28 protein-coding genes and 1 pseudogene are annotated in these 26,147 nt (G+C 69.1%); 12 read left to right on the top strand and 17 right to left on the bottom strand.

The genetic code is table 11. The features are described from left to right. Window positions 1-244: 244 nt before the first annotated feature. Window positions 245-1,750, top strand: a complete 1,506-nt coding sequence (locus FHS38_RS32820; protein ID WP_184739904.1) for a GMC family oxidoreductase — start codon at window positions 245-247, stop codon at window positions 1,748-1,750. A gap of 110 nt (window positions 1,751-1,860) precedes the next feature. On the opposite strand, the gene FHS38_RS32815 is transcribed toward FHS38_RS32820, so the two are convergent. The 6 genes and pseudogenes from FHS38_RS32815 to FHS38_RS32790 form a co-directional block, all read right to left on the bottom strand. Then, a complete protein-coding gene (locus FHS38_RS32815; protein ID WP_184739902.1) occupies window positions 1,861-3,516 on the bottom strand; it encodes a long-chain fatty acid--CoA ligase in 1,656 nt (551 codons plus the stop codon). Between the two features lie 99 nt (window positions 3,517-3,615). Beyond that, window positions 3,616-4,146, bottom strand: coding sequence for a SigE family RNA polymerase sigma factor (locus FHS38_RS32810; protein WP_184739900.1), 531 nt, complete (start codon window positions 4,144-4,146; stop codon window positions 3,616-3,618). Between the two features lie 163 nt (window positions 4,147-4,309). Further along, window positions 4,310-5,149, bottom strand: a complete 840-nt coding sequence (locus FHS38_RS32805; RefSeq protein WP_184739898.1) for a DUF1906 domain-containing protein — start codon at window positions 5,147-5,149, stop codon at window positions 4,310-4,312. A gap of 52 nt (window positions 5,150-5,201) precedes the next feature. After that, on the bottom strand, window positions 5,202-6,368 hold the full coding sequence (locus tag FHS38_RS32800; protein WP_184739896.1) for a lipid-transfer protein: 1,167 nt from the start codon (window positions 6,366-6,368) through the stop codon (window positions 5,202-5,204). Window positions 6,369-6,811: 443 nt separating this feature from the next. Then, window positions 6,812-7,699 (bottom strand): annotated as a pseudogene (locus tag FHS38_RS36250) (bifunctional MaoC family dehydratase N-terminal/OB-fold nucleic acid binding domain-containing protein); the annotation flags it as partial. 395 nt (window positions 7,700-8,094) lie between these two features. Further along, window positions 8,095-8,400 carry a hypothetical protein gene (locus tag FHS38_RS32790; protein ID WP_184739894.1) on the bottom strand — a complete coding sequence of 102 codons (306 nt, stop codon included), beginning with the start codon at window positions 8,398-8,400 and terminating at the stop codon, window positions 8,095-8,097. 660 nt (window positions 8,401-9,060) lie between these two features. On the opposite strand from FHS38_RS32790, the gene FHS38_RS32785 reads away from it, so the two are divergent. From FHS38_RS32785 to FHS38_RS32770, 4 genes are all read left to right on the top strand, one after another. Next, window positions 9,061-9,726: a GGDEF domain-containing protein gene (locus tag FHS38_RS32785; protein ID WP_184739892.1), complete on the top strand. Its 666-nt coding sequence runs from the start codon at window positions 9,061-9,063 to the stop codon at window positions 9,724-9,726. A 447-nt stretch (window positions 9,727-10,173) separates the two neighbouring features. Next, the gene (locus FHS38_RS32780) at window positions 10,174-11,121 is read left to right on the top strand and encodes a S1 family peptidase (protein ID WP_229822904.1); all 948 of its coding nucleotides are present in this window, start codon (window positions 10,174-10,176) and stop codon (window positions 11,119-11,121) included. A 173-nt stretch (window positions 11,122-11,294) separates the two neighbouring features. Continuing rightward, window positions 11,295-11,705 (top strand): VOC family protein, encoded by a 411-nt coding sequence (locus tag FHS38_RS32775; RefSeq protein ID WP_184739889.1) that lies wholly within the window; start codon window positions 11,295-11,297, stop codon window positions 11,703-11,705. Between the two features lie 172 nt (window positions 11,706-11,877). Then, a complete protein-coding gene (locus FHS38_RS32770) occupies window positions 11,878-12,603 on the top strand; it encodes an ATP-grasp domain-containing protein (protein WP_229822905.1) in 726 nt (241 codons plus the stop codon). 269 nt (window positions 12,604-12,872) lie between these two features. Here FHS38_RS32770 and FHS38_RS32765 read toward each other — a convergent pair whose 3' ends face one another. The 4 genes from FHS38_RS32765 to FHS38_RS32750 form a co-directional block, all read right to left on the bottom strand. Next, window positions 12,873-13,328 carry a hypothetical protein gene (locus FHS38_RS32765; RefSeq protein ID WP_184739885.1) on the bottom strand — a complete coding sequence of 152 codons (456 nt, stop codon included), beginning with the start codon at window positions 13,326-13,328 and terminating at the stop codon, window positions 12,873-12,875. 512 nt (window positions 13,329-13,840) lie between these two features. Next, window positions 13,841-14,701, bottom strand: coding sequence for an immunity 49 family protein (locus FHS38_RS32760; RefSeq protein WP_184739883.1), 861 nt, complete (start codon window positions 14,699-14,701; stop codon window positions 13,841-13,843). Window positions 14,702-14,716: 15 nt separating this feature from the next. Further along, window positions 14,717-17,542 carry a hypothetical protein gene (locus FHS38_RS32755; RefSeq protein WP_184739881.1) on the bottom strand — a complete coding sequence of 942 codons (2,826 nt, stop codon included), beginning with the start codon at window positions 17,540-17,542 and terminating at the stop codon, window positions 14,717-14,719. Between the two features lie 420 nt (window positions 17,543-17,962). Next, window positions 17,963-18,523 carry a TetR/AcrR family transcriptional regulator gene (locus FHS38_RS32750; RefSeq protein WP_184739879.1) on the bottom strand — a complete coding sequence of 187 codons (561 nt, stop codon included), beginning with the start codon at window positions 18,521-18,523 and terminating at the stop codon, window positions 17,963-17,965. A gap of 97 nt (window positions 18,524-18,620) precedes the next feature. Between FHS38_RS32750 and FHS38_RS32745 the strand changes: the two genes are divergently transcribed. Next, window positions 18,621-19,223, top strand: a complete 603-nt coding sequence (locus FHS38_RS32745) for a DUF2867 domain-containing protein (protein WP_184739877.1) — start codon at window positions 18,621-18,623, stop codon at window positions 19,221-19,223. Between the two features lie 504 nt (window positions 19,224-19,727). Here FHS38_RS32745 and FHS38_RS32740 read toward each other — a convergent pair. The 6 genes from FHS38_RS32740 to FHS38_RS32715 all read right to left on the bottom strand — a co-directional run bounded on the left by FHS38_RS32740 (window position 19,728) and on the right by FHS38_RS32715 (window position 22,542). Next, on the bottom strand, window positions 19,728-19,865 hold the full coding sequence (locus tag FHS38_RS32740) for a hypothetical protein (protein WP_184739875.1): 138 nt from the start codon (window positions 19,863-19,865) through the stop codon (window positions 19,728-19,730). A gap of 39 nt (window positions 19,866-19,904) precedes the next feature. Continuing rightward, on the bottom strand, window positions 19,905-20,387 hold the full coding sequence (locus tag FHS38_RS32735) for a glycine-rich domain-containing protein (protein ID WP_184739873.1): 483 nt from the start codon (window positions 20,385-20,387) through the stop codon (window positions 19,905-19,907). Further along, complete coding sequence (locus FHS38_RS32730; RefSeq protein ID WP_184739871.1) at window positions 20,384-20,875, bottom strand: hypothetical protein; 492 nt, start codon at window positions 20,873-20,875, stop codon at window positions 20,384-20,386. The genes FHS38_RS32735 and FHS38_RS32730 overlap by 4 nt, the downstream gene beginning before the upstream one ends. An 86-nt stretch (window positions 20,876-20,961) precedes the next feature. Beyond that, the gene (locus FHS38_RS32725; protein WP_184739869.1) at window positions 20,962-21,804 is read right to left on the bottom strand and encodes a helix-turn-helix domain-containing protein; all 843 of its coding nucleotides are present in this window, start codon (window positions 21,802-21,804) and stop codon (window positions 20,962-20,964) included. Then, window positions 21,801-22,337, bottom strand: a complete 537-nt coding sequence (locus FHS38_RS32720; RefSeq protein WP_184739867.1) for a DUF6879 family protein — start codon at window positions 22,335-22,337, stop codon at window positions 21,801-21,803. The genes FHS38_RS32725 and FHS38_RS32720 overlap by 4 nt, the downstream gene beginning before the upstream one ends. Before the next feature lies 1 nt (window position 22,338). Beyond that, on the bottom strand, window positions 22,339-22,542 hold the full coding sequence (locus FHS38_RS32715) for a hypothetical protein (RefSeq protein ID WP_184739865.1): 204 nt from the start codon (window positions 22,540-22,542) through the stop codon (window positions 22,339-22,341). Between the two features lie 336 nt (window positions 22,543-22,878). Between FHS38_RS32715 and FHS38_RS32710 the strand changes: the two genes are divergently transcribed. After that, window positions 22,879-23,730 (top strand): hypothetical protein, encoded by an 852-nt coding sequence (locus FHS38_RS32710; protein ID WP_184739863.1) that lies wholly within the window; start codon window positions 22,879-22,881, stop codon window positions 23,728-23,730. On the opposite strand, the gene FHS38_RS36475 is transcribed toward FHS38_RS32710, so the two are convergent. Continuing rightward, entirely contained in the window at window positions 23,684-23,839 is a 156-nt protein-coding gene (locus FHS38_RS36475; RefSeq protein WP_376700092.1) for a DUF6255 family natural product biosynthesis protein, read from the bottom strand. The two genes, FHS38_RS32710 and FHS38_RS36475, sit on opposite strands and share 47 nt — an antisense overlap. A 24-nt stretch (window positions 23,840-23,863) precedes the next feature. Between FHS38_RS36475 and FHS38_RS36470 the strand changes: the two genes are divergently transcribed. The 5 genes from FHS38_RS36470 to FHS38_RS32685 form a co-directional block, all read left to right on the top strand. After that, window positions 23,864-24,088, top strand: coding sequence for a Scr1 family TA system antitoxin-like transcriptional regulator (locus FHS38_RS36470; protein WP_184739861.1), 225 nt, complete (start codon window positions 23,864-23,866; stop codon window positions 24,086-24,088). Next, a complete protein-coding gene (locus FHS38_RS32700) occupies window positions 24,064-24,312 on the top strand; it encodes a DUF397 domain-containing protein (RefSeq protein WP_184739859.1) in 249 nt (82 codons plus the stop codon). The genes FHS38_RS36470 and FHS38_RS32700 overlap by 25 nt, the downstream gene beginning before the upstream one ends. A 274-nt stretch (window positions 24,313-24,586) precedes the next feature. Further along, on the top strand, window positions 24,587-24,913 hold the full coding sequence (locus FHS38_RS32695) for a MerR family transcriptional regulator (protein WP_184739857.1): 327 nt from the start codon (window positions 24,587-24,589) through the stop codon (window positions 24,911-24,913). Between the two features lie 328 nt (window positions 24,914-25,241). Next, window positions 25,242-25,445, top strand: a complete 204-nt coding sequence (locus FHS38_RS32690) for a cold-shock protein (protein ID WP_184739855.1) — start codon at window positions 25,242-25,244, stop codon at window positions 25,443-25,445. A 352-nt stretch (window positions 25,446-25,797) separates the two neighbouring features. Further along, window positions 25,798-26,147: DEAD/DEAH box helicase (locus tag FHS38_RS32685; RefSeq protein WP_184739853.1), on the top strand; the 350-nt coding region annotated here is incomplete at its 3' end.

The following is a 26,147-nucleotide window of genomic DNA, read 5'->3' as shown; positions in this document are numbered from 1 at the left end:
CGCCCGGACGGCCGTGACGGCGGCGTGCCCGCATCGGCACGCTGCCGCGGCATTCCGCCACGAGGGCTGGCAGCGCGCGTCTTCGCAGGTCAGAGGCCGTCTCCCGGTATCCGTCCGACCTCGGCGCAGGTCATCTCCCAGCACACTGACCGATGCGATGACAGATTCCCGAACCAGCCGTTCTCCGTAGCGTCGTTCTCGCCAGGCCGACCCCGATCGGCGAGGACGACGGAGGAGAGACGTCATGAGTGACCGCACCTACGACACGATCATCGTCGGCGGCGGTTCCGCCGGAGCCGTGCTCGCCACTCGTCTCTCCGAGGACCCCTCCCGCGTGGTCCTGCTCCTGGAGGCCGGTCCCGTGTACGGGCCGCACGCCTACCCCGAGGCCGTCGCCTCCAGCAACGTGCTCGGCGGCGACACCGGTCACGACTGGGGTTACCGCTCCGAGCCCGGTTTCATCGGCCATCCCGTCGACGCCTTCCGGGGCAAGGTGCTGGGCGGCAGTTCCGCGGTCAACGGCGCGGTCGCCGTCCGCGCGCTGCCCTCGGACTTCGCCCGCTGGTCCGCGGGCGGGCTCAAGGGCTGGTCGTACGAGGACGTGCTGCCCGCCTTCATCGCCCTGGAGTCCACGGACGGCGGCGACGAGGCGCTCCACGGCCGCACCGGTCCGCTGCCGGTCGAGCAGTTCGGTCTCGACGACGTCAGCCCCATGCAGCGCGCCTTCGTGGAGGCGGCCCGGTCGGTGGGCATCCGGGCCTCCCACGACTTCAACGGAGCGGACCCCGAGGGCGTCGGCCCGTATCCGATGAACGTGCGCGACGGCGTGCGCGTCAACACCGGCATGGCCTATCTGACGCCGGCCGTCCGTTCCCGGGGCAATCTGATCGTCCACGGCGAGTCCCTCGTGGACCGGGTCCTCTTCCGGGGCAGCCGTGCGACCGGTGTCGTCCTCGCCGACGGCACCGAGCTGCGCGCCGGTGAGGTGATCCTCTCGGCGGGTACGTACGGCAGCGCCGCCGTGCTGCTGCGCTCGGGGATCGGCCCGGCGGACGACCTGGCCGCCCTCGGCATCCCGCTCGTCGCCGATCTGCCCGTGGGGCGGCGCCTCCAGGACCACCCCTTCTCCTCCAACGCCTACGCCGCCGACCCGGAGCGGTTCGGTGCGAGCATCCCCGTGATCGGCGCGAAGGTGTGGACCGCCAGTTCCGAGGCCGCCGACGGGGAGCTGGATCTGCACATCACCGCGACGCATCTGTACGACCACGACCGGAGTCCGACGGGCATCGGCTTCGTCCTCGCCGTGGCGCTCGTACGGCCCGGCTCCCGGGGGACGTTGACGTTGCGCAACCGCGACCCCGAGGCGGCCCCGCGCATCGACCTCAATTTCCTCGCCGAGCCCGCCGACCGGCGGCGGCTGCTGGAGGGCGTGCGGCTCGCCTGCCGGATCGGCGCCGCCGAGCCGCTCGCCGGGCTGATCACCGAGGAGATCAGCCCCGGTGCGGGCGCGAGCGGTGACGAGGAGATCGAGCGGTCGGTCATCGCGACCCTCGACACGTACCACCACCCCACGTCGACCGCCCCGATGGGCGCCGACGACGACCCGGCCGCCGTCACCGACCGGCTCGGCGCGGTGCGCGACGTCGAGGGGTTGCGGGTCGTGGACGCGTCGATCTTCCCGGACGTGCCCTCGGCCGCCACCAACCTCACGGTGATCGCCGCGGCGGAGCACATCGCCCGCCAGATCTGATCCACACCCCCCAAGGACCCCGCGCCCGGCCGACCCCCGCGGCAGGCGGCGCGGCCCATGGCAGGGGCCCTGGGCACATCGGTAACCCAGGGCCCCTGCCCACACGAGCACTAGCCGAGGACGGTGACGTCCAACTCCCCGTCGGCGTACTGCTTGCGCAGCACCTTCTTGTCGAACTTGCCCACCGACGTCTTCGGCACCGAGGGGATCAGCACCCAGCGCTCCGGGAGCTGCCACCGAGCGACCCGCTCGCCGAGGAAGGACCGCAGCGCCACGTACTCGACGGCCGAGCCGTTCTTCAACACCACGGCAGCCAGCGGGCGTTCGCCCCACTTCTCGTCCGGCACGGCCACGACGGCGGCCTCGGCGACCTCCGGGTGGGCCATCAGATGGTTCTCCAACTCGACCGAGGAGATCCATTCGCCGCCCGACTTGATGACGTCCTTCGCCCGGTCGGTGAGGGTCAGGAAGCCGTCCGGGGTCATCGTGCCGACGTCGCCGGTGCGCAGCCAGCCGTCGGGGCTGAACTTGTCCTCGGGGCGGAACGGCTCGTCCGCCGCGCCGCCGTAGTAGGAGCCCGCGATCCACGGGCCGCGGACCTCCAGCTCACCGGCCGACGTGCCGTCCCAGGGCAGGAACCCGCCGCCGGGACCGGCCAGCCGGAACTCCACCGAGGCGGGCAGCCGGCCCTGCGAGACGCGGTACGGCCATGCCTCCTCCTCGCTCACCCCGGCCGGCGGGCGGGCGACGGAGCCCAGCGGCGAGGTCTCGGTCATGCCCCAGGCCTGGATGAGCCGCAGCCCGTGCCGCTCCTCGAACGCCTTCATCAGGGAGGGCGGGCAGGCGGAACCACCGCTGATCACGGTGTGCAGGGAGGACACGTCCTGCTGGTTGGCGTCGAGTTCGGCGAGGAGACCCTGCCAGATGGTGGGGACGCCGGCGGTGACCGTGGGGCGCTCGCTCGCGATCATCGCGGCGAGCGGCGCGGGCTGGAGGAAGCGGTCGGGCATCAGCAGCGAGGTGCCCGCCATGAACGCGGCGTACGGCAGCCCCCACGCGTTGACGTGGAACATCGGCACGACCGGCAGACAGATCTCGGCCGGGGTCAGCCCGAAGGACGCGGCGGCGTTGACCTCCATGGCGTGCAGGTAGATCGACCGGTGGCTGTAGAGGACGCCCTTGGGCTCGCCCGTCGTCCCGGAGGTGTAGCAAAGGGCGGCGGCCTGCCGCTCGTCCAGCTCCGGCCAGTCGTAGCCCTCGGTGGGGCGGCCCGCGATCAGCTCGTCGTATTCGTGCACGCGGGGGCGGCAGCCCTCCAGCACGGACCGGTCGCCCGGGCCCGAGACGACGACGTGCTCGACGGAGTCGAGGTGCGGCAGCAGGGGCGCGAGCAGCGGCAGCAGCGTGCCGTTGACGATCACGACGCGGTCGGCGGCGTGCCGCACGATCCAGGCCAGCTGCTCGGGGGGCAGCCGCAGGTTGAGGGTGTGCAGGATCGCGCCCATGGCGGGGATCGCGAGGTACGCCTCGAGGTGATCGCTGTTGTTCCACATGAGGGTCGCGACCCGCTCGTCGGCCGTCACCCCCAGCTCGTCGCGGAGGGCGTGGGCGAGCTGCGAGGACCGATCGCCGACCTCTCGGAAGGTACGGCGGTGCGGCTCGCCGTCCCCGGTCCAGGTCGTGACCTTCGCGTCCCCGTGCACGAGCGCACCGTGGACGAGAATGCGGGTCACTGTCAGCGGTACGTCCTGCATCGTGCTCAGCACCGGGGGCCTCCCGAAAGACCGGGTTACGGACGGGTATTTGTCCGCTGATTGTGCTGTGGTGTCTCCCGGTAAGTCACTACCCGCGGGGTGACGGACGCATCACGCCGCGTGGGCCAGTTCGGGGTCCTCGCGCAGCTTGCCGAGGGCGCGCGAGACGGCGCTCTTGACCGTGCCGACGGAGACGCCGAGCAGCTCGGCGGTCTGTACCTCGGTCATGTCCTCGTAGTACCTGAGGACGACCATGGCCCGCTGCCGCTCCGGGAGCCGGCGCACCGCGCGCCACATGGCGTCGCGCAGCACCTGCTGCTCGGCGGGGTCGGTCTGGGGGGCCGCCTCGCGCTCGGGAAGCTCCTCGCAGGGGTACTCGTCGACCCGTCGTTTGCGCCACTGCGAGGTGCGGGTGTTGACCAGCGCCCGGCGTACGTAACCGTCGAGCGCCCGGTGGTCCTCGATGCGCTCCCAGGCCAGGTACGTCTTGGTGAGGGCCGTCTGCAGCAGGTCCTCGGCGTCGCACGGGTTCGAGGTGAGCGAGCGGGCGGTGCGCTGGAGGACCGGTCCACGCGCCCGTACGTACGACGAGAACGACGGGTACACGGCGGTGGATGCGCTGGTGCACACGGACGTGTTCATGTCTTCAACGCTAGGAGTGCGCCCGTCCGCGCGGATCGGCCGCAGGTGCCGAAGAACGGTCAGCCTCAGGTCGTAGTGGTGGGGCTGTCCCCACCTCCTGGAGGGGGAGGGCGGTCAGGGTCGGTATGGGGGTCCGCTGCGAGGCGCTACGGGAAGAGGGGCCTCATCTGATGATGGCGACGGGTGCGTCGATCTGGTTCCGGTCGATGTTCAATGTGCGGCCGCCGTACGTCTCGGTGACGTTCCCCGCGTACTGGTGGATGCGTCGGTGCGGGGTCCAGGCCCTGGAGCCCAGGTTCGGTTCACCGGTCGTCGAGGGGGAGACGCGCCAGCGGGCGAACCACATCACCTCCGGCAGGGAGCTGCGCCCGTCCCGACGGGCGTTGTCCATGTGCCGCACGCCCGCGTTGGCGCTGCTGTAGAAGCCGGGGATGTAGCCGAGGTGTCCGACCGCGCGGCTGAAGCCGCGGATGAAGGAGAGGGTGACCCGGGCGCAGTCGGCGTCCCGGTAGTTGTAGGCCTCCATGTCGAGGTAGATCGGGCTGCGGGACGCGATGCCGAGCGCGGAGGCCCGGCGCACGGCGTCCTCGCCCTCCTCGATGCCCTGGTCCCAGGGCTCGTCGTCGCTGATGGAGAAGCCCCGCTTGTGGGAGGCGGAGACGCAGGGGGACTGGGAGCCGACGTAGACGGGCAGTACCCGCCAGCCCAGGTCCTTGGCGCCGGTCAGCCACCTCCGGCTGAGGTAGTGCTGGTTCGGGCAGGCGCGGGCGCGGCCCCCGAAGTAGACGCCGACCGCCTCGTAGGGGGAGGACTCCCAGGCACTGAGGGTGTTCAGCGACGGGGCCTGGCAGGCGTCGATGCCCTTGCCGCGGAAGATCACCGCCCCCTCGTCCCGGGGGTCGCCCCGATCGTCCGCCGACGCCGGTCCGGCCCCGCCGACCACCTGCACCGCCGCGGCCGTCAGGGCGACGAGATATCCGATGATCTTTCTTCGTCGGTCCATACCGCGAGTGAAGGTGCCCGGCTCCGGCCGCCCGAGCCGACACGCCCTCCGTTCATCCGTCTGCGCGGAGAATCAGCCCGGACGTGGGGACGCCGGTGCCCGCCGTGACGAGCGCGTGCCGAGCCCCCGCGACCTGGTTGACCGCGGTGCCGCGCAGTTGCCGCACGGCCTCGGCCACGCCGTTCATGCCGTGCAGATACGCCTCGCCGAGCTGCCCGCCGTGGGTGTTGAGCGGCAGCGCCCCGGACGCCACGAACGCGGCCCCCTCGCCGGGCGGACAGAAACCGAACTCCTCCAGCTGCGTCAGCACGAACGGGGTGAAGTGGTCGTAGACGACGCCCACGTCGATGTCGCCCGGTCCCAGCCCGCTGGTGCGCCACAGCTGCCGGGCCACCAGCCCCATCTCGGGCAGCCCGGTCAGGTCGTCGCGGTAGAAGCTCGTCATCTGCTCCTGCGCCCGGCCCGCGCCCTGCGCCGCCGCGGCGATCACGGCCGGCGGGTGCCGCAGCGTGCGGGCCCGCTCGACGGACGTGACGACGAGCGCCTGACCGCCGTCGGTCTCCTGGCAGCAGTCCAGCAGGCGCAGCGGTTCGGCGATCCAGCGGGACGCGGCGTGGTCGGCGAGCGTGATCGGCCGGCCGTGGAAGTGCGCGGCCGGGTTGGTGGCCGCGTGGCGGCGGGCGGTGACGGCGACGTGCCCGAAGACCTCGGGCTCCAGGCCGTACGCGTGCAGATAGCGGCGGGCGGCCATGGCCATCCAGGACGCGGGGGTGAGCAGCCCGAACGGCAGCGCCCAGCCGAGCGCCACCCCCTCGGCGGACGGCTCGCGCCGCTGGACCCCGGCGCCGAAGCGACGGCCGGAGCGCTCGTTGAACGCGCGGTAGCAGACGACGACCTCCGCGAGCCCGCTGGCGACGGCCAGTGCGGCCTGCTGCACGGTGGCGCAGGCGGCCCCGCCGCCGTAGTGCACGCGGGAGAAGAAGGACAGCTCGCCGATGCCGGTCGCCTGGGCGACGGTGATCTCGGGGCTGGTGTCCATGGTGAAGGTGACCATGCCGTCGACGTCGGCGGGGGTGAGACCGGCGTCGGCGAGCGCGGCCCGCACGGCCTCGGCCGCGAGGGCCAGCTCGCTGCGCCCGGAGTCCTTGGAGAACGCGGTCGCGCCGATCCCGACGACGGCAGCCCTGCCGCCGAGGCTGTTGGCCCGCCGGGCGCTCACGCGGTGGCCTCGGGCAGGGTGACGGTGACGCTGCCGGTCACATGGCGGCCGAGCCCGTTGGCCCCGACGACCGCGACCTCGGCGGTCCGCCCCCGCAGGGAGGTGACCGTCCCGGTCAGGACCAGCTCGTCGCCTGGGCGATTGGGCGCCCCGAGCCGGATGGCGACCTTGCGGAGCTCGGCCCCGGGGCCGAGGTGATCGGTGATGTAGCGGCCGACGAGGCCGTTGGTGGTGAGGATGTTCATGAAGATGTCCGGGGAACCGGCGGCCCGGGCGGCTTCGGGGTCGTGGTGGACGTCCTTGAAGTCCCGGGAGGCGATGGCGCCCGCGATGATCAGGGTGCGGGTTATGGGGACGGTGAGCGGGGGGAGTTCGGTGCGGTCGCCTCCACCGGTAGGGGGTTCCGCGCGGGGATCGGTCTCCGTGGGGGGCGGCCCGCCCTCGGAGGCCACAGCCCGGAAGACGGGCAGCTCCTGGTCCGGGGCCACCCGTAGGAACTCCAGCGTGACCGGCATCCCGATCCGCACCCGGTCGGCGGCGACCCCGGTGATGTTGCTGATCATCCGTACGCCCTCGGCGAGTTCGACCAGGGCAACCGCGTACGGCGGGTCGAAGGCGGGGAAGGGCGGGTGGTGCATGACCACATACGAGTGGACGGTCCCGGCACCGGACGCCTCGACGGCCGTCCACTCCGGCGAGCCGCAGCCGCCGCACCCCGGCAGCCACGGGAAGCGCGACGTCCCGCACGCGTCACACCGCTGGAAGAGCAGCTTGTGGGCGGCGACGCCCTCCCAGAATCCGGCGTTGTCCCGGTTGATCACGGGCCGGGGCCGTTCGCCCCGTTCCTTGACGGCCTTGCGCGGCGCGTACTTGAGGATGCGGAAGCGGTGCGTACCGGCGGGCTCGTGGTCGGCCCGTATCTCCATGCGCGTGGTGACGAAGTGCCCGGCCCCGAGGCGGGTCGTCTTGCGGGGCGAGACCGACTCGATGACGGAGTCGAAGGTGATCGTCTCGCCGGGCCGCAGCGCCCGTACGTACTCCTGCTCGCAGTCGGTGGCGACCACGGCGGTGTATCCCGCGCCGTCGAGCAGCGCGAAGAGCTCGTCGATGGCGGGCGAGCGGCTCTGGGGGCCTTCGATGCCGCCCATGGTCCAGGCCTGGAGCATGGTGGCGGGGGCGACGGGGTCCTTGCCGGTGTAGGCGGGGTCGGTGTCGCCGAGGACCTCGCACCAGTGCCTGATCATCGAGAGGTTGACGGGCTCGCTGCCCTGCCCGGAGACGGCGGCGGGACGGCCTTCGAAGGCGCGCAGCCGCTGGTACAGGTCACTCACGGTGGCTCCCTCCGGTCGCGGACCGCCCTATACCTGACTGTCCGTCAGATAGGCGTCAGCGTCAAGAGTTTGCCCTGACGACGGCGGGCCGTCCGCGCCGCCTGCGACGGCGAGCGCCCTGCGGGCGCGTCCTCAAGCGCCCGCAGGGCTGCAATTCAGCCCGTCCGGCGCTTGAGGACACCGCCGCGCAGCGGAGGTACACACGCCACAAACAGAAGCGGGGGGGGGCCCCCCGGCGCCCCGCCGCCCCCGCCCGGGCCCCCACAAACCACAAAAAGGCCCCCCCCCCGGGCCCCCCCCCCCCCCCCCCCCCGCTTCCGGACCCTGTCCACTCTCTCCCCATGAACGGCGCCGCCCCGGGGTCACCCCTGCCCCCGGCGGCGCCTTGGGTTCAATCAGTCAGCGAAGACCACCTCGATGTTCTGCTGACGGATGTCGGTGGGGCCGGAGCCGTTGACGCTGGCCGTGTTGTTCTGGTTCGAGGCGCCGGTACCCGTGGCCTGCTGCTGGCCGGTGGTGGAGTTTCCCGCGTTGTCGTCACCGACCCCGCTGCCCACGATCGAGGCGGCAGCGGCGTTGGAACCCCGGTTCGCCACCTGGTTGCCGTCGTCGGCCTGGGCCACGCCGGAGAACAGAACGGCGGCCATCGGCAGGGCCGCGACTGCGGCGGCGACGCGGGCGGCGGTACGGGCACTTGCCATGTCAATTTCCTCCAGAACGGAACTACTGCTTATTGCCGGGCAGTTGGCCGACCGCCAGGCGATGTTTCGACGTCGCGCTCCAAGAATTGCCCACCGAATCCCCACCGAACCACTCGTCCTTCACCATTCCCTCGCAAGCATGAGCACTCAGGAATAAACCCCGACCACTCCCCCAAGCCCCCGCCCGAGGTCCTCACCCTGCCCACGGAGCCCGTACACCCCGGGCAATGAAACGTTTCGGCATGATTTTGGCCAATCTCGGACATGGCCCACGGGCGCTCCCCACGCAGGTCGAACGATGGGGTGGTCCACGCCGACCGGCCCCCGGGCCACGCCCCATCGACCCTCCGAGCCACGCCCACCGGCCCCCGGGCCACGCCGACCGGCCCTCAGGGCTACCGCCATGCGCAGCCCGCCGGGAGATCCGCGCCGCCGCCCCCGCTCCCTCGCCGCGGAAACGGGGGACGTCCAGCATGGGCGGCCCGCCGACCGGCCCGCCCCCGCCGGGATCAGCACGCCGACTCGCACTTCGGACGCGCGCCCGACACACGCACCACGCACTCCAGCGGCGGTCGAGACGCACTCGACCGCCGTTCGGCCCGCTTCGCGCAGACTCCATGCCGTCGGCGACGCCGTCGGCCGCCTCCAGGAAGGTGTCAGATGAACCTCATATTCCAGGCCTTACCGATCGCCGCGCCGTCCATCGGCTGGGCCGTCCACGCCTACTTCCTGGTCCGTCGGCTGCGCTCCGCCCGCAAGGACCCGCTGACCGGCCTGATGTGCCGCGACGAATTCACCACCCGCTCCCTGCGTGCCATCCGGCACCCGCAGGCGGCGGTGCTGCTCCTCGACCTCAACGGCTTCAAGCAGATCAACGACACCCACGGGCACGCCGTCGGCGACCAGGTCCTCGCGGCGGTCGCGAAGCGGCTGAACGCGTGGTGCCAGGCGCGCGGCGGCTTCGCGGCCCGTCTCGGCGGCGACGAGTTCACCGCCGTGGTCCGCCTCGCGCCGGACGCCGACGTCGACGCGGAGATGACGTGCAGCCTCTCCGCCGCCCTGTCCGCCCCGCTCGACACCGGCGGCGTCACGCTCTCGCCCCGGGCGTCGATCGGCGTGTGCCGCACGGCCGACCGTCCCGGCGCCGGGCTCTCGGATCTGCTGCGCGGCGCGGACGAGGCCATGTACACCGCGAAGCGCCTCGGCCGGCACTGGCAGCCCGCCGGCCCGGCAGACGTCTACGGCACCACGAACGGCCGCCGGGCCGGACGGTCCGGTACGCATCTGACCCTGCTGGCCCCGACGGCCCGGAGGACCGCTTCATGACAGAAGCCCCGTGGCGGCCGGCCGACGGAAGTCCCGCACGACGGGCCGCCACGGGATGCGTGACCGCTGAGACCGCAGGTCAGGGGGGCGGCCCGGCCACGAGGTCAGTTGTCCTCGGGGGCCGTCTCCGGGACGGCGAACCCCCGGAACGCCCGGCCGGAGGCACCGCCATCGACTGAACCCGCGGCCTCGACGGCGGCCTCGTAGCGCCGGACCACGTCCACGTACTCCGGGCTGGTCCGTTGATCGCTCGATGCAGCACGAACACGCGCTGAAGGAACGCCAGTTGGCGGTTCTGTCACTTTTCCGGGTGGTTTACACAATCAGGCAACTACCGTGCGCACATGGGCCATTCACCCGTTGTGAGGATGGGGACCGCTTCCGCGCCGCATGGCGTGGGATCTCGCCTTCCGGACTCGTGGTTCCGGCAGTCACTCGGGAGATTCCTTGCAACCTTCCGCTCCACTCCGCCGCGTCGCCACTCTCGCAGCCACCGCACTCGCCGTGCTGGCCGCAGTCAGCCTCACTCCGCACAGCGCCGATGCCTCGACCGCCCGGACCCGGGCCGTCCGTTTCGCGGACGAAACGCTGGCCGCCACCATGGCGACGCTGGACGCCAGTGAAGAGATCCCCGGCACCGCATGGGTGACGGATCCCAAGCTCAATCGGGTCGTCGTCACCGCTGACCCAACGGTCACAGGCGCGAAGCTGACCCAGCTCGATACCGTCCTCAAGCCCCTCGGCGAGACGGTGGAGCTGAAGAGAATCGCCACGGAGATCAAGCCGTTCATCCGCGGCGGAGACGCGATCTACGGTTCCAACGCCTCCAGCGTGCGGGCGCGTTGCTCGCTCGGCTTCAACGTCACGACGGCGGGCAAGGCGGCCTTCCTCACGGCCGGACACTGCGGCAACCCGATCAAGAGCTGGTCCGAGACCGACGGCGGGACGGAGATCGCCCTCGTTCCCGACAACGGGTCGAGCTTCCCCGGCAACGACTACGCCATCGCGGTCTACCCCGCCAGCGGTGCCGTCCCGCACCCGAGCGAGGTGTACCTCTACAACGGCACCACCCAGGCCATCACCGGCGCCCGTGACGCGGTGCTCAACGAGACCGTCCAGCGCAGTGGCTCCACCACCGGGCCGCGCCTGGGCCATGTGTCCCAAGGCACGGTCACCGGCCTCAACGCGTCGGTCACCTACCGGGAGGGCCGGGTCACCGGGCTGATCCAGACCAACGTGTGCGCGGAGCCCGGCGACAGCGGCGGATCGCTCTTCGCCGGCACCCAGGCCCTGGGGCTCACCTCGGGCGGCAGCGGCAACTGCACCGACGGTGGCACCACCTACTACCAGCCGGTGCTGGAGGCGTTGAACGCTTTCAACGCGACCCTCCCGTAAGCGGCACCCCCAAGACGGCGGCCCCCGGCCACACCTCCACGGTGCCCGGGGGCCGTCTCGCGCGCGCCCGGCGCCCCGGGGCCGCGGCTCACCAGGCGGCGGGCCTCTGCGCTGACAGAGCGAAGACCACATGGGCGCGCACACGCATCCCGACCACCACCGATGGAGGATCCATGCCGTTCGCCCCCTGCCTGAGCGTCAAGGACACCGCCGCGAGCATCGCGTTCTACAAGCAGCTCGGCTTCGACGTCGATTCCAGCACGGCCCGGCCCGGCGACGACATCCACATGCTGCTCTACCAGGGCGGATTCTGCGGCATGCTCTACAGCAACGACGACCTGAAGAACTGGCTGCCCGTCCTGGCGGAAACGCCCATCGGCTTCGCCGGGATGTTCTACCTCGGCGTCGACGACTTCGACGGCGCCCACGACCTCATCGCCCGGCACGCCGAGATCACCAAGGACACCGACACCGACCACACCGGGCAGCGCATGTTCTACTTCCGCGACCTGGACGGCTACGTCATCGGCATCAACGACCAGGCCGCCCTCCAGGCCGGCGCGCTCGGCGAGAAATATGCCTGAGGCCGGGGTCACCGGGCTGATCAGCTCTCACGGCCTGCGGATACCTCCGCTGGACCGTCGGAACTCAGAAATGGGACCGTTGACGGCTGTGAGCAGATCCCACTTCCTGGCACACGCGCCGCAGTACTCAACCACTGGAGAGCTCCTTTCAGCCGCTGCGCGACACCGGGGCATGGATGTGGAAGTGCTGCCTACCCGTGGCGGCGCCGGCGGGCTGAAGGGGAGGCAGGGTGGCCATTACTTCGGCGGACCGCTGTTCGCCGCCGGAATCGCTGACGATCTCGAAGTCGCCCTCCTGGAGCCGGCAGACGACTGGCTGACATCCCTGCCTCACGAGTACACCCTGCGGAACGTCGTGTCCTCCACCTTGAGCGAAGCTCGACGCCTGACCCGGCCCGCCTTCGTTAAGCCACCGAGCGCCAAGAGCTTTCCGGCCGCGATCCATAGCGACGGCAGCACACTGTCCCGGTCGACGAACCTGCCACCGGAAACGCCGGTCCAGATCAGTGACGTCGTGACGTGGGTACGAGAGTTCCGCCTCTTCGTGCTGGACGGCGAATGCCGTACCGGCAGCCAGTACGCGGCGTTCGGACGCATGGTCTCGGCTCCGCTGCGGGGGCACCCCGACGAGGACGCCGTCCGAGCGTTCGCCAACAACCTCCTGGGCGCGCACGGCCACACGCTGCCCGGCGCGGTCGTGCTCGACGTGGGTCTTCTGTCGACATCTGACGGTGGCACCAAGGGCTGGGCCGTGGTCGAGGCCAACATGGCTTGGTTCGCCAACTGCTATGCATCCGAGCCCGATCGCGCCCTCGACGTCGTGCTGCGAGCGGCCGGACCACGGTCGCGGCTGACTGAACGGGACCGTGGGTTCTGCCGCCACCTCAAGGACGCGTGAGCCGAACCCAGGGCCGGGCTCGGGGTCCGGTCAGGCCGGGGACACCTCCGCCCCCGGTGATCGAGGACCGTCGGCCGGACGGCCCGCTGCTTGACCTCGGACAGCACCTGATGGTCCGCGATTCGTCGTCCGCCCGAGCGGGCCAGCAGCGCATCCCGGCCGCCGGCCAGCCACCTTGCCCACCACTTGTCGAGGGCCTTCAGCGACGCGCCGAACTCTCCATCAACGCCGCCCCAGGCCCCGGGGTCCCGCCATGGCGGCAGGGTGCGTCATTCGCCGTCGTCGAACTGCGCCGACAAACGCAGAGTGAGTTCCGCACTGGCGAGCATCCGGGGAATCTCGATCGGGAGACTGGAGAATTCCTTCCTTACTACATCGGCAGGGTCGATTCGACGAGTGACGCCGTCCCGCCCCGTCGCCTCGACCACATAACGGTATCCGCGGGGCACGCTGGGGTCGTCCGCCACCTGCCACTGCGCTCCGTGCTTCTGGATCAGGTAATCGGCGACGTAGGACATCAGATCGCTGAGCAGCGTGATCCAGTCCGACTGCTCGAACTCACTCAGCGGAGCACGTGAGACATAAGCCTGAAGGGCGGGAACAAGACTCATCGGGTCGCGGGTGTAGATCTCGGGTGCTACCCCGAGCATGTCAGCGACGTCAACGATGTTCCGGCGCCCCTCCTCGATCCATCCCTGGAGATCCGGTTCGCTTGCCTTGGTCACGCCTTGAGCCTTCCGTCGGCCTTCTCCTCACGGGTACCGGTGCCGCCGCCCGCAGATTCAGCCAACCAAATGCCGCATCAGTGAGGTCCGGTCCCCGCCCGTCGATGATGTCGGGAGCTCTGAGCCCGTGGCCTTCTGCTCGACCGTAGTACGTCGGCTCTCCGGGTTCCGCCTCGACTCCGAGCACGTGAGCGAGCTCCTGCAGGGCCGACGCGAGCCGCAGCGCGTTGGCGGGAGGACGAGCCGCGGCATCGTTGACGCCACCTGGCGATTCCGGGGCGTCGCCATCGCCTCCCGTGTCGTGACCGGAGTGTCCCGGAGTGCCGTGACCACTGCCACCGCTCCCGCCGGACGACGTGTGTGAGTCCGCGCCGCCACCGGCCGGTTGGTCCGTGGCGGATCCGCCCATGAACGGCGTGTTGTGCGTACCGCCGGCCCCGTCAGCCGAGTGGGAAGCCGAGTCGCCCGCGTGGGACGGAGACGAAGGGACATCGCCCCCCGTGGGCCCATCGTTACGTGTCCAACTCACCCAGCCAACTGCGCTCGATCAGGTGCTTGGGCAAGTAGTCGGACTCGACCTCGATCGGGAAACCGGCGTCGTAGGCGAGGCAGGCGATGGCCAGTGGCTCCCAGGCCACCTGCCCGCTGGACTCGCTCGCCCGTTCTTCGTCCTTGGTCCAGTAATCCTTGTGCCACTCGATCGCCTTCGCCAGTTCGGTGTTGAACGCCTGGCGGTCGTCGATGAGGTAACGGTAGAAGAGGTTGATCGGGGGGTAGATGATCCTCAGCATCATCTCGCGATCCGTGAGCTGTAGGACGTCCGGATCCGTACCGTCCATCGCGGCGACCAGCTTCCCGCCGATGTCACCGTTCCCGAGCCGCCACGTCTGGAGCGTGTCCACCCAGGCGTAGATGTACTCGTCGTACTCGGCACCGGAAGCCCGCAACAGGGAGATCGGAACCTTGGCCAGCTCGGTCGCGCGGTCCTTTTCACGGCAGATGACGGCGAGGAAGAATGCCGTGAGCCAGTTCCCGGCGTCCGTGGCATACGTGGGGCCGGTCGCCTGGATCGTCCGCACCTTGCCCGCGATACGGCATTCCACCGTCTCTTCGGCAGCCGTCGCCGAGGCGAAAAGGGCCGATCCGATCTGCATCGCTGACGTGACCGCCTCCCAGGTTGGGAGCAAGGAGGCGTCCGAGTTCACCGCCAGATGCGTATTCGCGGCGAGCAGTGACGAGTGGAACGCCATATTGAATCCACGCGGCGACGCCTCAAGAGCGTCGATCTTACTCTTGACCCTGGTATCGAGCTGCTCCGCACGTTGCGCCGCGTCGTCAGCGGGAAACCTATGGCGCGGTACCGTGACTGCCATTCGTGGGGCCCTCCCCTAACCGATGTCAAAATGGTTCATTAGGTAGCCTGCATAATCTTTGCCCTTGGGATTTCCCTTGACAAGCACATAGTCTAGCTTGCCGGCTTCCAGGGCCTCCTCCAGCGCGTCGGCGAGCGCATACTCCCCGCGGTCATGCATTTTGAGGAGTATGGTTTCGAAATATTCACGTGTCCCCTGGGCAACCCGACGCTTACGATGAGGCCCCTCGCCCCACCGGTCCTTGAGTGCAGTGCCCGGCGCCGACTTGGCCTCGACCACGACGTAGCGACCGTCCTTGGTCTTCCATATCTGATCGAAACGGCTATTGCCACGTGCCCTGTCATCGATCCGCTTAGCATCGGGGTAGTGCTCTGGAATGGCGTGATATTCGGCCGCCTTCTCGCCGAACATCTCGGTAGCGTCAGTCTTCTCCCCATGCGCCGCAGACTCGTTCCTCGCAGCCTCTTCGAGGTCCGCCTTCAGAACGTCGTCGGTCTTGCCCGTAGCGTCGAAGGCTTTTGCGGCGGCGTCGTGGGCGTATTGCGCCTTCTTAAGATCGTCGAGTGACACCTGCCGGCGCTCGGCCGCCTTTTGGAGATCGTCAAGGCGGCTGGGGGCCACCTTGTTCATGTCACCCGGACGGGCATCCTCCCACTTGAACGTCGCATCTTCCGATGGTGGGAACTTATTGACCCAACCGCCGTTCCCGTCCTTCCGCAGAATGGGAAGCTTACGACCGTTCTCGTCCCGGGCATCGGCGCTCCAACGATGTCCGTCTGTTGATCGGTAGTACCGTTCGAACCACGCGTTGTTGGTATTGGCCTTCTTCACCTGTTCGGCAACATCCGCAGGAGTCGACGGCTTCGGGGTCGGCGTCCCGTGTCCACCGTCCGCCCCAGCCGCGCCGGCGTGCTGTGCATCCGTCGCCGCACCCTCGGCATGCCCCTCGGGGCCACCTTGATCCCCATGGCGCGGGGCGGAGGCGTCGTCAGCGTGGTGGGCCGCGTCACCAGCATGCGAGGCACCATCATTGCCGTGTGAGCCGGAACCAGGCCCGTCATGGCCGCCCGTGTGCGCGGCAGCGTCGTCCACGTTTCGGCCACCGGAGGGCAGTGACGATTCTGCACCATGGCCGCCACTGCTGGACGGCAGATGCGAGTCCGAACCGCCACCGGACGGCGTGTGCGAGCCACCGGCCGTCGAACCGTGCGAGCTGGAGCCGCTGCCGGTCGAATGGTCCGCCGCATGCCCGCCCGTCGACGTGGTGGCGTGCGAACCGCCCGCGCCCTTCGAATGCGTCCCGTCGTCCAGATGCATCGAGGTCGGGTGGCCCACCCCGTTCTCCACGTGGCTGGGGCCGCTCGCGCCTTCGAGGACTCTCGCCTCTTCCTTGACGGGTGCGGTCTCGTGCTCCTTGACGTTGGGCAGGTCGGCCTTGTTCGGCTCCTTGACGGGTTCGGTGTCGGGCACGACGCCGCCGTGCTCGTCCTTGATGTGCCCGTCATGCTCGACGACGCGCTTGTTGCCCTCGCGGTCGACGTACTCGAGTCCAGGGATCTCCTTCTCGCCGGAGCCGGCCGAGTGGGAAGCAGAGTCGCCCGAGTGGGACGGAGTCGAAGGGACATCGCCCGCGTGGGCCGAAGGCGCGTTTACCTCGCCGGAGGGCGCGGTGGGCTGCGTCGGGATGTTGCGGGCCATGTCGTCCACGCCCGCCTGGCTGGCCTTGAGGCCCGCCATGAGGTCGCCGACCTTGAGTTTGGCGACGCTCCCGGCCTTGATGACGTACGTCATAGGGTCGACGATCACGCCCGCCTTGCCCACCACAGTCGCTGCCCTCGCGCCCGCGCCCAGCTTCCCGGCCTGGCCGACCTTGAGGAAAATTCCCGCGCCGAGGGTGACGACGTTGAACGCCACCGTGCCGAAGGCCCGGGAGGGGTTCTTGCCCCACTCGTCCCACGCGACGAAAGACTTGCCGAAGCTGCGCAGGGCGGCCTTCTGCTTGTCGTTGTCGCTGTGGTCGGTGGGACCGAACGTCTTGTCCATGGCCCAGTCGTACGGCGTCATGACGTACGCGCTGACGCCGCCGAAGACGGAACCGATGCCCGACCAGGTCTTCTTGAAGGTTTCCTGGTCGAAGACATTGACCATGCCGACGAGACCCTTGAGGCCGCCCCAGGCACCGTCGACGAAGAAGCCCTTCAGCCCACCGCCGACGTTGTCCTTCGTCCACTCCCACGCGGCCCGCAGACCCGTGTGCTCACGCTTGTCGACCGTCCCCCAAGGGGTCTCCTTGGCGTCCTTGACATCGCTTTCCTTGAAGCCGTACATACCGGGCTTGTGTGAACCGTCATCGACGACGAAGTGCAGCTTGCTACCCACCAACGCGGTGATCTTGTTGGCCGCATCACGCTCCACCCCCTGGAACGCCACCCACGTCGTACCGACCTCACGGACAAGACGCGCATTCTCGTCGATCTTGTCCTGGTCCTTCTGCCAGTCGTCGTCATCCTTGTTGTCCGCGACGAACTTCTTCGCATCCGCCCGGAGCTGGTTCATCTTGTCGACCAGCGGTTTCGCGGTCGACGCGAAGCCCTGCAGCGCGCCGCCGACGGACTCCAGCTTCTTCGCGAACTCATCGGCCTTGTCCCGCACCGGGGCCGTCGAGTTGAGCAGTTGCTCCTGCTCGGGGGCGTCGTAGACCGGATCCAGGGCCTGGAACGCGGTATGAACGTCCCTGCCCGTGCTGCGAATGCTGGAGGCGGTCTTCTTCAGAGACGCCGCGTGCTTCTCCAGTTCCTCGAGCTTGCCCGTGAAGGTCGGTATCTTCCCGAGATCGATCACTTCTTGGGCCCCTGCCCCTTCATCTCTTCCGGAGCCGGCGTCTTGGAGTGCTCATCCTCCACAGCGCTGTTCAGCGTCGCGCGTAAGCCGAGCAGCTCCATTTTCCACTTGGCCACGACGTCTCCCCCGCCCTACGAAACGTTTCTTCCCGAGCACCACGGCGTCAGCTGATGCCAGTGCATCAACTGTTCGTCCAGGTGACACTCTGCCAGGCGCCGCTGACGGCCGACCCTGGGGCCGCCACCTCCACGGTGTGCCCGGCCCGTCCTTCGGCTGCGGGCCGTCGTTGCCGCCTGCGGCGGGCTACTTGCCGACGCGCAGTTGTTCAAGGCCGACGCAAGCATCGACGTGCTGTAGACGGAGCCGGGGTCCGGTGACAGGCGGATAGACGGGGCGTCCGCCAAGGAGATGGCGGGGCGGCTACGCCAGCAGCCGTTGCCTGATCAGCTCCATCACTTCCGCGCGGCTGCGCTTGCCGTTGTCGGCGGCGCTGAAGTGATTGCCGATGCGCACCGAGACGGCGAGCAGGCAGCGGACCTCGACCTCGTCCTCGTCGGGGCAGAAGGCGGAGAAGAGGGAACGCAGGTAGTCCATACGGCGGTTGTCGACGCGGCGCAGGCGCTCGGCGACGGCCGCGTCGCGGCGGGCCCAGTCGCGGATCGCCATATCGGCGGTGATGCCCCGCACCGGCCCGTCCGTGGCGGCGGCGGCGATGGCGAACAGCCGCTCCAGCCTGGCCCTGGCGTCTCCGCCACCGCTCTCGACCTGCTCGATCACGCTCTCGGCGACCTCGTACTCCCAGGTGTCGAGCATTTCGGTGAGCAGCGCGTCCCGGTTGCGGAAGTACCCGTAGAAACCACCCTTGCTGACGCCGAGTGACTGCGCCAGCACCTCGATGCGGACCGCCTCGGGACCGCCCGCGACCAGTGCCCGCAGGCCTTCCTCGATCCACTTGCCGCGTGGCGTGCGGGTCGCGCCCATGCCGTGTGCCTCCTCACGTCCCGACCCATCTATACGGTGGCGTATAGATGAGCCTAGACTCGATCTATACGCCACCGTATAGATATGGGGCCTGCTCATGCGACTTCCCCGAACCGCCCACACCGACCGCCCCTGGCGGATCCATGAGATCGCCGGCGAATTCACGGTCGAGGACGTGTGGGCCCTGCCCACCCCCGGCGGACCCGACGACCTCGGGTTGCTGGTGCGCCAGATCGCCGACGGAATCAAAGGCGGGGTGAACGGCGAGGGCCTCGTCTCGCGCGTGCTCTTCGCCGTCCGCTGGAAGCTCGGAGCGCTGCTCGGCTGGGACAAGCCCGATACCGGCATCGGCACCCGGCGGCCTTCCCTGCGCGACCGGATGCCGGCGGACCTCCGCGAGGGTCCCCGGGGCCCCGACCTCGGCTCGTCCCCGTTCACCTCCCTTTACGAGAGGGAGGACGAGTGGGCCGCCGAGATGGGCAACAAGACCGTTCACGGGGTGATGCACATCGGCTGGGTCCCGGACGGGTCCGGCGGCTACCGCGGGCAGATGGCCGTCCTCGTGAAGCCCAACGGGCTGTTCGGCACCCTCTACATGGCTGCCATCAAGCCCTTCCGGTACGTCGGGGTGTACCCGGCGCTCATGCGCTCCATCGGCCGCGAGTGGCAGGCGAACGCCGCCGGGCGAAGCGTGCACTGACCGGGGTCCCACAAGGCGCGGCCGTCGTGCGGACCGTCAGTCGGCCAGCGCCCGCACGACGCCGCGAACGCCGCGCCATATCCAGCCCAGAGCGCCGAACTCGACGGCCGCGTCCGCGGCGTCCCCGACGAGATCACTCCCGTGCCCACGCGACGACCGGCACGGCTTGCACTCGCGCCGCCAGAACCGCCGATCTCCCCCGCAGCGCCTACAGGCGCCCCTACGACTAGCCATGCCTCAAATAATCGCAGGTGAACCGCCCCACGGGAGCCCCTGTCCCGCAGCGCGTGCCCGGCAAATGGGGAGCCCCGGGCGTGCCCTAACCCGGCGACCATGGCCGCCGCATGGTGACGGTTCCGGCCCTGGCCGCGAACTTCTGAGCACTTTTCCGGCCTCCCGTTCTCAAACGCCTCTCGTTGCGGCGGCCCGACGGCGCGAAGTTGATCTGCGAGGGGGCCTTATGGCTGATCAGGGCACGCCGGGGCGCCATCGGACGCCCGGGGTTCAGCCGCCTTCGGGGGCCGCCTCGGGGACGATGAACCCCCGAAAGACCTGACCGGAACCATCAGCCGAACCCGCCGCCTCGGCAGCGGCCTCGTACCGACGCACCACGTCCTCGTACTCCGGGTTGATCCATTCCATGAGTCCCACCTCCTGGCCGGGCAGCGTAGGGCAGGGCGTTCAGCCGGTGGCTCCGGTGAAGGCCTCCTTGGGCTTGGGAATGATCACGATGGGCTTGGTGTCGTCCGAGTGCTGGCAACTGGCGGCGACCGACGCCCCGAGCGCGCCGGTCGGCCCGCCCCACAGCTCCCGGTGTACCGCGTAACCGGTGGCTTCGATCACGGCGATGGTGCGCTCGATGGCGTCCGGGTTGAACCGCGCCGGGTCCGGGCGTTCGGGGCAGTGGTGGACGAACTGGCCGAGCCCGACGCACAGCCGCTCGTAGAGGCTGGTGTGCAGGATGAGCGCGTGCCAACCCGCGTCCACCACCCGGGAGGGGACGAGCGACGCACCGGGGTTACGGGCAGCGGTGACGACAAACGCCACCGCCTGGTCGACGATCCGTAGGGCGGTGCTGTGCGTGAGGCCCGGGGCTCCGTCGATGACGGTCGCCGCGACGCTGGTGGCTTCTTCGGCGGTGAGCAGAGGGCGTACGTCCATCATGTGGCCTTCCTGGTGAGTTCACGGAGGTCGATCGGGTGCCGCAAACCAAGAGCGGCGCCCAGATCAACGGGGTCGGTCAGGCGACCGGAACCGTCGGGCTTCTCCAGCCAGCCGCGGCTGTGCGTGTACTCATGGGCCGGCGGGCAACGCAGCGTCCACGGCGCCTTGTGCACAGTCACCTGCGGCAATTCACCGAGCGTCAGGGCGCCCGGACCGTGCGGGACGAGCCACCAGGCGCGATCGGCTTCCGGACAGACCAGAACAGGGCCAAGCCTCCGGGCTCGGCCAAGCGACTGGAGCGCATCGATGGAGCGCATGAGGTCGGCTTCGACAACGGCCCACGACGCGGCGGGGATGTCGGCCAGTTCCTCGTCGGCCCACCGCTTCCGCACCATCGTCGGTGTGGGTGAGCAGTCGGCGAGCCAGTCGGTTCCAGGGAACGAGCTGACACGCCGCGGCACTGCGGTGCGGCAAGGCGTCGGTCTCATGGCGAGGACCGTAGGGAAAGCCGTTGTGAGCCCGCCCGTCGATTGCCCGAGATTGCGCGGTGACTCACAGGGTTGTTGCGAATTGCCTACGTCGGCGCGAGAGCGGCCCTCGCCCGGGCAATAAGCCGGTGGGCATGGGCGCCATACACGGCCGCCTCGCCGAGTCGGTCCCAGACCCGCCCGTACAACGCTACGTCCTCAGCCGCCTCGAGGTGGAGTTCGGTGTTGACCGTCTCAACGATCACGCGCGACTCATCAAAGATCCAAAAGCCGTGCTTGGGCGTGATCTTGAGAGGCGCTCCGAGCGGGATCACCCCGAGGGAGACGCGGTCCATGCCGACCAGGCCGACCAGGCGGTCGAGCTGCGCCACCATGACCTTACGGGGGCACACGAGGGCGTGCAGAACCCCCTCCCACATCATGATCTCGAAGGTCCGGCCGCCCTGGTACAGCACTTCTTGCCGCTGCATACGGGCCCGTACAGCCTCGTCCGTGTCGCGCGGGGTCTGCATCAGCTCGGCGTTGTGCAACAGCAGATGTCGCGCATAGTCCGGCGTCTGGAACAGCCCCGGCACGACGGTGGCCTCGTACCCGCGCACCGTAGAGGTGCTGCGGTATTCGACGACGTACTTCTCTTGCACGCCACGGTGCCCGGAAGCCAGTTGTCGACGCCATGAGCGCTGCTGGGATTCCAGCCCACGCAAGCGTGCCGTGAGGTCGTTCGCCTCGTCCGGGGCGCCGGCCTCGCGGGCCCATGCTTCGAGATCTTCGGCTGTGGCGGTCTGCTTGCCGTGCTCCAGTCGGGAGACCTTGGAGCGCTGCCAGCCGAGGCGGGCTGCCATGTCCTTACCGTTGAGCCCGGCCTCGGTGCGCAGCTCACGCAGCCGCGCACCGAGGGACACCCGGCCGGCCTGAAAATCGGTGCTCACATGGCCGAAGGTACCTGCGCCTGAAACTCCGCAGTGGCGATTGCGTGATGCCAGGCGGCGTCGCGGGCCTGGCAAGCGAGAACGACCGTTCCGGGATCTTCGAGGATCTGGACGCCCAGCGTCACGCCCTGCTCGTCGATGACGAATTTCACGACGGTACGGGAGTCGAACACCCAGAAGTCATAGTCAGGCAGTCCGAGGCGTTGTGCCTCGGCACGATAGAGGTTCCGGATGTCCTCACCTGCCGCGACGTTGCCCAGGCCACTCGTCATGAGGAAGCGTTGCCCCTCGGTCGGCGGGTCATCGACCAACCGCACCCGCTCGAAGCGCTTGCCCCGCTGCGTCTGGGCCCGGACATTGGCGTGCCAAGGGCTGTCAGGGTTGAAGCCGAAGGCCTCCCCGCGCTGGAACCTTTCCCAGCTGGGGCTGAGCCGGTCCGAGGCGTATCCCCGCTGCGTCTCCAGACGCCACGCGGTGTGCTCGAAGTCCTCGAACAGGTGGGTGACCTCGTCGAACGGGATCAGATCTGCCACGTCACTCCTTGGGGGCGAAGCGGGTCAGGAGCTCACGGGGGATGACGACGAAGGTCTCGGAGTCCTTGACGTCCCTGAGCTGCTCCAGATGCCGGGTGTCGGTGAGGCGGTCTCCCTGGACGACGATGTCGCCGGTTTCCACGACCTCGTACAAGGTGGGGCAGTTGCCGTTCTCGGACGTCGTGCCGAGGAACTTCAGCGTCATGGACGTCACCTTCCAGTGAAGTTGACCGAAGGCATCAGCATGCTTCTCGTTGCACCAGCGGGGCGGGCGATTGCTCGAAATTGCCGGCGCGCCCATCGGTTGCGGGGGTGCTGCGCAATGGTGCCCGGTGTGGGCAGGTGATGTCGGAATCGGGCACAGGCGGTCGCAATGAACCACGCGTGCGATCAACGGAGTTGAGTGCGCTCGGGGGATGCGGGCATTGCGCTACGGTGGCCGGGAATCGGTTGCTTCGTCACGAAAACGAGGCGGCCCTCGAAGGGTGCTGGAACACCGGTCGAGGGCCTTCACCCACGAGGTCTTCGAAGGAGACCCAGGATGCTCCGGCATGCTATCGCTCCCGAGCGTTTCTTCACCCAGGTATCGAACGAGATCATCCGCCACCCACGCCTGTCGGCGGCGGCCGTTCGCCTCCTGACCTGGCAGTTGTCGCTCCCGGACAGTGTGAGAGCGCCGCTGTCGGAGACGGCGAGGGACGCGGGGATCAAGAAGACGGCGTTCATCCGCGCGAAGCGGGAACTGATCGCGGAGGGCTACTTCCACGAATGGCGCCGCCAGGGTGAAGGCGGGCGATGGGGGACGACGCAGATGGTGTCGAACGTGGTCCTCACGGAGGAAGAGGCGCTGGCGTTACGGGACGGGCTCCGGCCGACTGCCCCGGAACCGGCCGTCGGTCAACCGGAGGACCGGGCCGTCGGCCATTACCCAACAAACACAGAGGGGAAGAAAGAGAACCCTCCCTCCCAGCCCTCCCACGTACCCGCTCCGCTCATCGAACGTGGAGGGCTGATCCTGGCCTCGGTCTCCCACAAGGAACGCCGACTGCGGCTCAACGGCCGCGATATCCAGCAACTCGCCGCCCTGGCAGGCGAATGGCTCTTACGCGGCGCAACGGCGAAGGACCTACGCGAGGCCCTGACGGACGGGCTACCAGGCCGCATCCACTCACCCGCCGCCCTCGCCCGCAACCGCCTCACCCGCAAGATGCCGGAGGTCCCGGCATTCGCGGCCCCCGTGGCCACTCCACAGCCACTGCGCTCCTGCGCGGGGACGTGCGACCGGGTATTCCGCCCGGTGGCGGAGGAGACCAAGTGCCGGGACTGCCGACAGGAAGCGGCGGCGTTCACCAGTGGTGGCGCGGGGGCGTTGACCGTTCAACCGGCATTCTGAGCAGCCGATATGACGAGTACCGCTCGACACCGCACTTCTTGCATGTGGCCTTGTCGACTGTGCTCGTCCACCCGGTCAGGTGGGAGCAGGCGGAGACGAGGCGGCCCACCACGCGGGTCAAGTGCCGGCTGTGATGGGCGGCTCGCTGACCCTCTTGACGCTCCCCAACAGGCGCGAGGCCTTGTACACGGAAGGCATTCGGTCCGGCGGGATCAACGAAGAGCCCGAAGACGTTGCGAAATACTCCGCGCTCTACGACCGCATCCAGGCCAACGCCCTCTCACCAGACACGACTGCGGAGTTGATCTGCGAGGTTATGGAGGAGCAGTACCCATGCACGCCATCCGACCCGGTCTGAGCCCTGCCACGTGGCGTAAGAGCAGCCACAGCAACGAACCAGGCGGCGACTGCGTCGAGATCGCCGACAACATACCCGGCACCGTCCTCGTCCGGGACAGCAAGCACCCCCACGGCCCAGCCCTGGCCCTCCCCGCCACGGCCTGGACCGCCTTCGTGGCCACGCTGAGCCGCCGACAAGGAACCTGCTCGGCGACACGCGAAAATCTGTCTCCGCGAAGGTAGACATCCTCGGGCACCTGACGCTATGTTTTTCACGTAGCCAAGAAAGTCAGACGGCGCGGCAGACACGAACTGGCGCGCACTGTTTGTGGCACGGCAGTGGAGTCCCGGGGCCGGGAAGTGCAGGAAGGTCCCGGAGGCTGGCTGCCGGGTCGGGCGGCCCGGCAGGGGCCGCAGAGTATGTGCCCGGCGTCGGCGAGTGGCGCTGGTTTCATCGGGGCCCTGGTGCCGTACGGCACCAGGGCCCCTCGACGCGTTCCCGAAAGCAGAGGTGCCAGTGCCCGCTGGAACAAAACCGTCCACCATCAACCATTTCGACGACGACGACTACCCCGCGTACACCATGGGCCGTGCGGCAGAGATGATCGGGGCGACCCCCGGCTTCCTCCGGGCCATCGGTGAAGCGCGACTGATCACCCCGCTGCGCTCCGAGGGCGGCCACCGCCGCTACTCCCGCTACCAGCTGCGCATCGCCGCCCGCGCCCGGGAGCTCGTCGACAGTGGCACCCCCATCGACGCCGCGTGCCGCATCGTGATCCTCGAGGACCAGCTTGAGGACGCCCTCCGGATCAACGAGGAGCTGCGCCGACTCGCAGCCGACTGACCGACTGACCGACTGACCGACTGACCACGGGAGCCACGTGGCTGCGCATATCTATTTCCGCAAGGACAGAAATTGGCGCCGCGCACAGTGAGGGTTTATGGGACAGCGGGCGGAGTGAAATTACTTCTTGTACCCGGCCGCTGGCACCGTGCTACTGTTGATTTCAGTTGCAGTTGTGGTTCCCAAACTTCAAGTGCCCCTGTCGGCCTTTACACCGGCAGGAGCACTTTTGCTTTTCCGGCGTTTGCTCTCCGGACGGGGTAATCATCGCGGCGACGCGAGGACCGCACAGTGCGGACCTCGGGCAATGCCCCGAAGGAGATATGACATGGCTACTGGCACCGTGAAGTGGTTCAACGCGGAAAAGGGCTTCGGCTTCATCGAGCAGGAGGGTGGCGGCGCTGACGTGTTCGCCCACTACTCGAACATCGCCACCCAGGGCTTCCGTGAGCTCCAGGAGGGCCAGAAGGTGAACTTCGACGTCACGCAGGGCCAGAAGGGCCCGCAGGCGGAGAACATCGTCCCCGCCTAAGCGCCCGGACGCATGACGTAGCTGGGGCCCGCACCTTGGGTGCAGGCCCCAGCTCGTTGCTTTTCGGGGCCGGCCGCCGACGAGCGGCACTGCGGCCCCCGCACCCCCTTGGCGGTCATCCCGCCCAAAACTCCCCGGCCGGACAGCGATCCCGCCCGAGTTCCCTTGACCAGGCAACACCGGACCGTTCCGGTCCACGCATGCCGGTCATCACAGAGCGCCGACGACGGCCGATCTTTTGAGAATCGGGCCTCGTTGCCGCCTTTTCTACGGTTCGTTCTTGCGATTCCCCGTGCCGCGCGTATTGCCGCCGGGAATTCCTCGATACGTGCCGTATCGAGGAAGGTTCCACATGAACCGCACAGTACGTTCGAACGATCGTTACGCCCGCTCCGGCAAGGGCGGCTCCACCGGCTCCGGCCGTAATTTCCGCTCGCAGGGCTCCGGCCGCTCCGGCGGCTATGGACGTCGGCCCGCAGCCCGTCAAGGTGAGTTCGCGCTCCCCGTCGGGACGACTCCGGGTCTGCCCGCCGTCACGACGTTCGCCGAGCTCGACATGCCCGCCCCCCTGCTGGCGGCGCTCGGCTCCCAGGGCATGACCGTTCCGTTCCCGATCCAGGGTGCGACGTTGCCGAACTCGCTGGCCGGCCGGGACGTCCTGGGCCGTGGCCGGACCGGTTCCGGCAAGACCCTGGCGTTCGG

The organism is Streptomyces netropsis (assembly GCF_014203545.1).
In the GTDB taxonomy this organism is placed as follows: Bacteria; Actinomycetota; Actinomycetes; order Streptomycetales; family Streptomycetaceae; genus Streptomyces; species Streptomyces netropsis.
The sequence above is the reverse complement of the archived record's forward strand: the minus strand, read 5'-3'. Positions and strand labels throughout refer to the sequence as shown.

Excerpts from the sequence above, each read along its gene's own strand:
- FHS38_RS32820 (WP_184739904.1), top strand. The coding sequence starts at position 245 with ATGAGTGACCGCACCTACGACACGATCATCGTCGGCGGCGGTTCCGCC.
- FHS38_RS32735 (WP_184739873.1), bottom strand. The coding sequence starts at position 20,387 with ATGATGGACGTACGCCCTCTGCTCACCGCCGAAGAAGCCACCAGCGTC.
- FHS38_RS32785 (WP_184739892.1), top strand. The coding sequence starts at position 9,061 with ATGAACCTCATATTCCAGGCCTTACCGATCGCCGCGCCGTCCATCGGC.
- FHS38_RS32790 (WP_184739894.1), bottom strand. The coding sequence starts at position 8,400 with ATGGCAAGTGCCCGTACCGCCGCCCGCGTCGCCGCCGCAGTCGCGGCC.
- FHS38_RS32750 (WP_184739879.1), bottom strand. The coding sequence starts at position 18,523 with ATGGGCGCGACCCGCACGCCACGCGGCAAGTGGATCGAGGAAGGCCTG.
- FHS38_RS32710 (WP_184739863.1), top strand. The coding sequence starts at position 22,879 with ATGCTCCGGCATGCTATCGCTCCCGAGCGTTTCTTCACCCAGGTATCG.
- FHS38_RS32730 (WP_184739871.1), bottom strand. The coding sequence starts at position 20,875 with ATGAGACCGACGCCTTGCCGCACCGCAGTGCCGCGGCGTGTCAGCTCG.
- FHS38_RS32760 (WP_184739883.1), bottom strand. The coding sequence starts at position 14,701 with ATGGCAGTCACGGTACCGCGCCATAGGTTTCCCGCTGACGACGCGGCG.
- FHS38_RS32690 (WP_184739855.1), top strand. The coding sequence starts at position 25,242 with ATGGCTACTGGCACCGTGAAGTGGTTCAACGCGGAAAAGGGCTTCGGC.
- FHS38_RS32810 (WP_184739900.1), bottom strand. The coding sequence starts at position 4,146 with ATGAACACGTCCGTGTGCACCAGCGCATCCACCGCCGTGTACCCGTCG.
- FHS38_RS32805 (WP_184739898.1), bottom strand. The coding sequence starts at position 5,149 with ATGGACCGACGAAGAAAGATCATCGGATATCTCGTCGCCCTGACGGCC.
- FHS38_RS32700 (WP_184739859.1), top strand. The coding sequence starts at position 24,064 with ATGCACGCCATCCGACCCGGTCTGAGCCCTGCCACGTGGCGTAAGAGC.
- FHS38_RS36470 (WP_184739861.1), top strand. The coding sequence starts at position 23,864 with ATGGGCGGCTCGCTGACCCTCTTGACGCTCCCCAACAGGCGCGAGGCC.
- FHS38_RS32715 (WP_184739865.1), bottom strand. The coding sequence starts at position 22,542 with ATGACGCTGAAGTTCCTCGGCACGACGTCCGAGAACGGCAACTGCCCC.
- FHS38_RS32770 (WP_229822905.1), top strand. The coding sequence starts at position 11,878 with ATGGATGTGGAAGTGCTGCCTACCCGTGGCGGCGCCGGCGGGCTGAAG.
- FHS38_RS32775 (WP_184739889.1), top strand. The coding sequence starts at position 11,295 with ATGCCGTTCGCCCCCTGCCTGAGCGTCAAGGACACCGCCGCGAGCATC.
- FHS38_RS32745 (WP_184739877.1), top strand. The coding sequence starts at position 18,621 with ATGCGACTTCCCCGAACCGCCCACACCGACCGCCCCTGGCGGATCCAT.
- FHS38_RS32740 (WP_184739875.1), bottom strand. The coding sequence starts at position 19,865 with ATGGAATGGATCAACCCGGAGTACGAGGACGTGGTGCGTCGGTACGAG.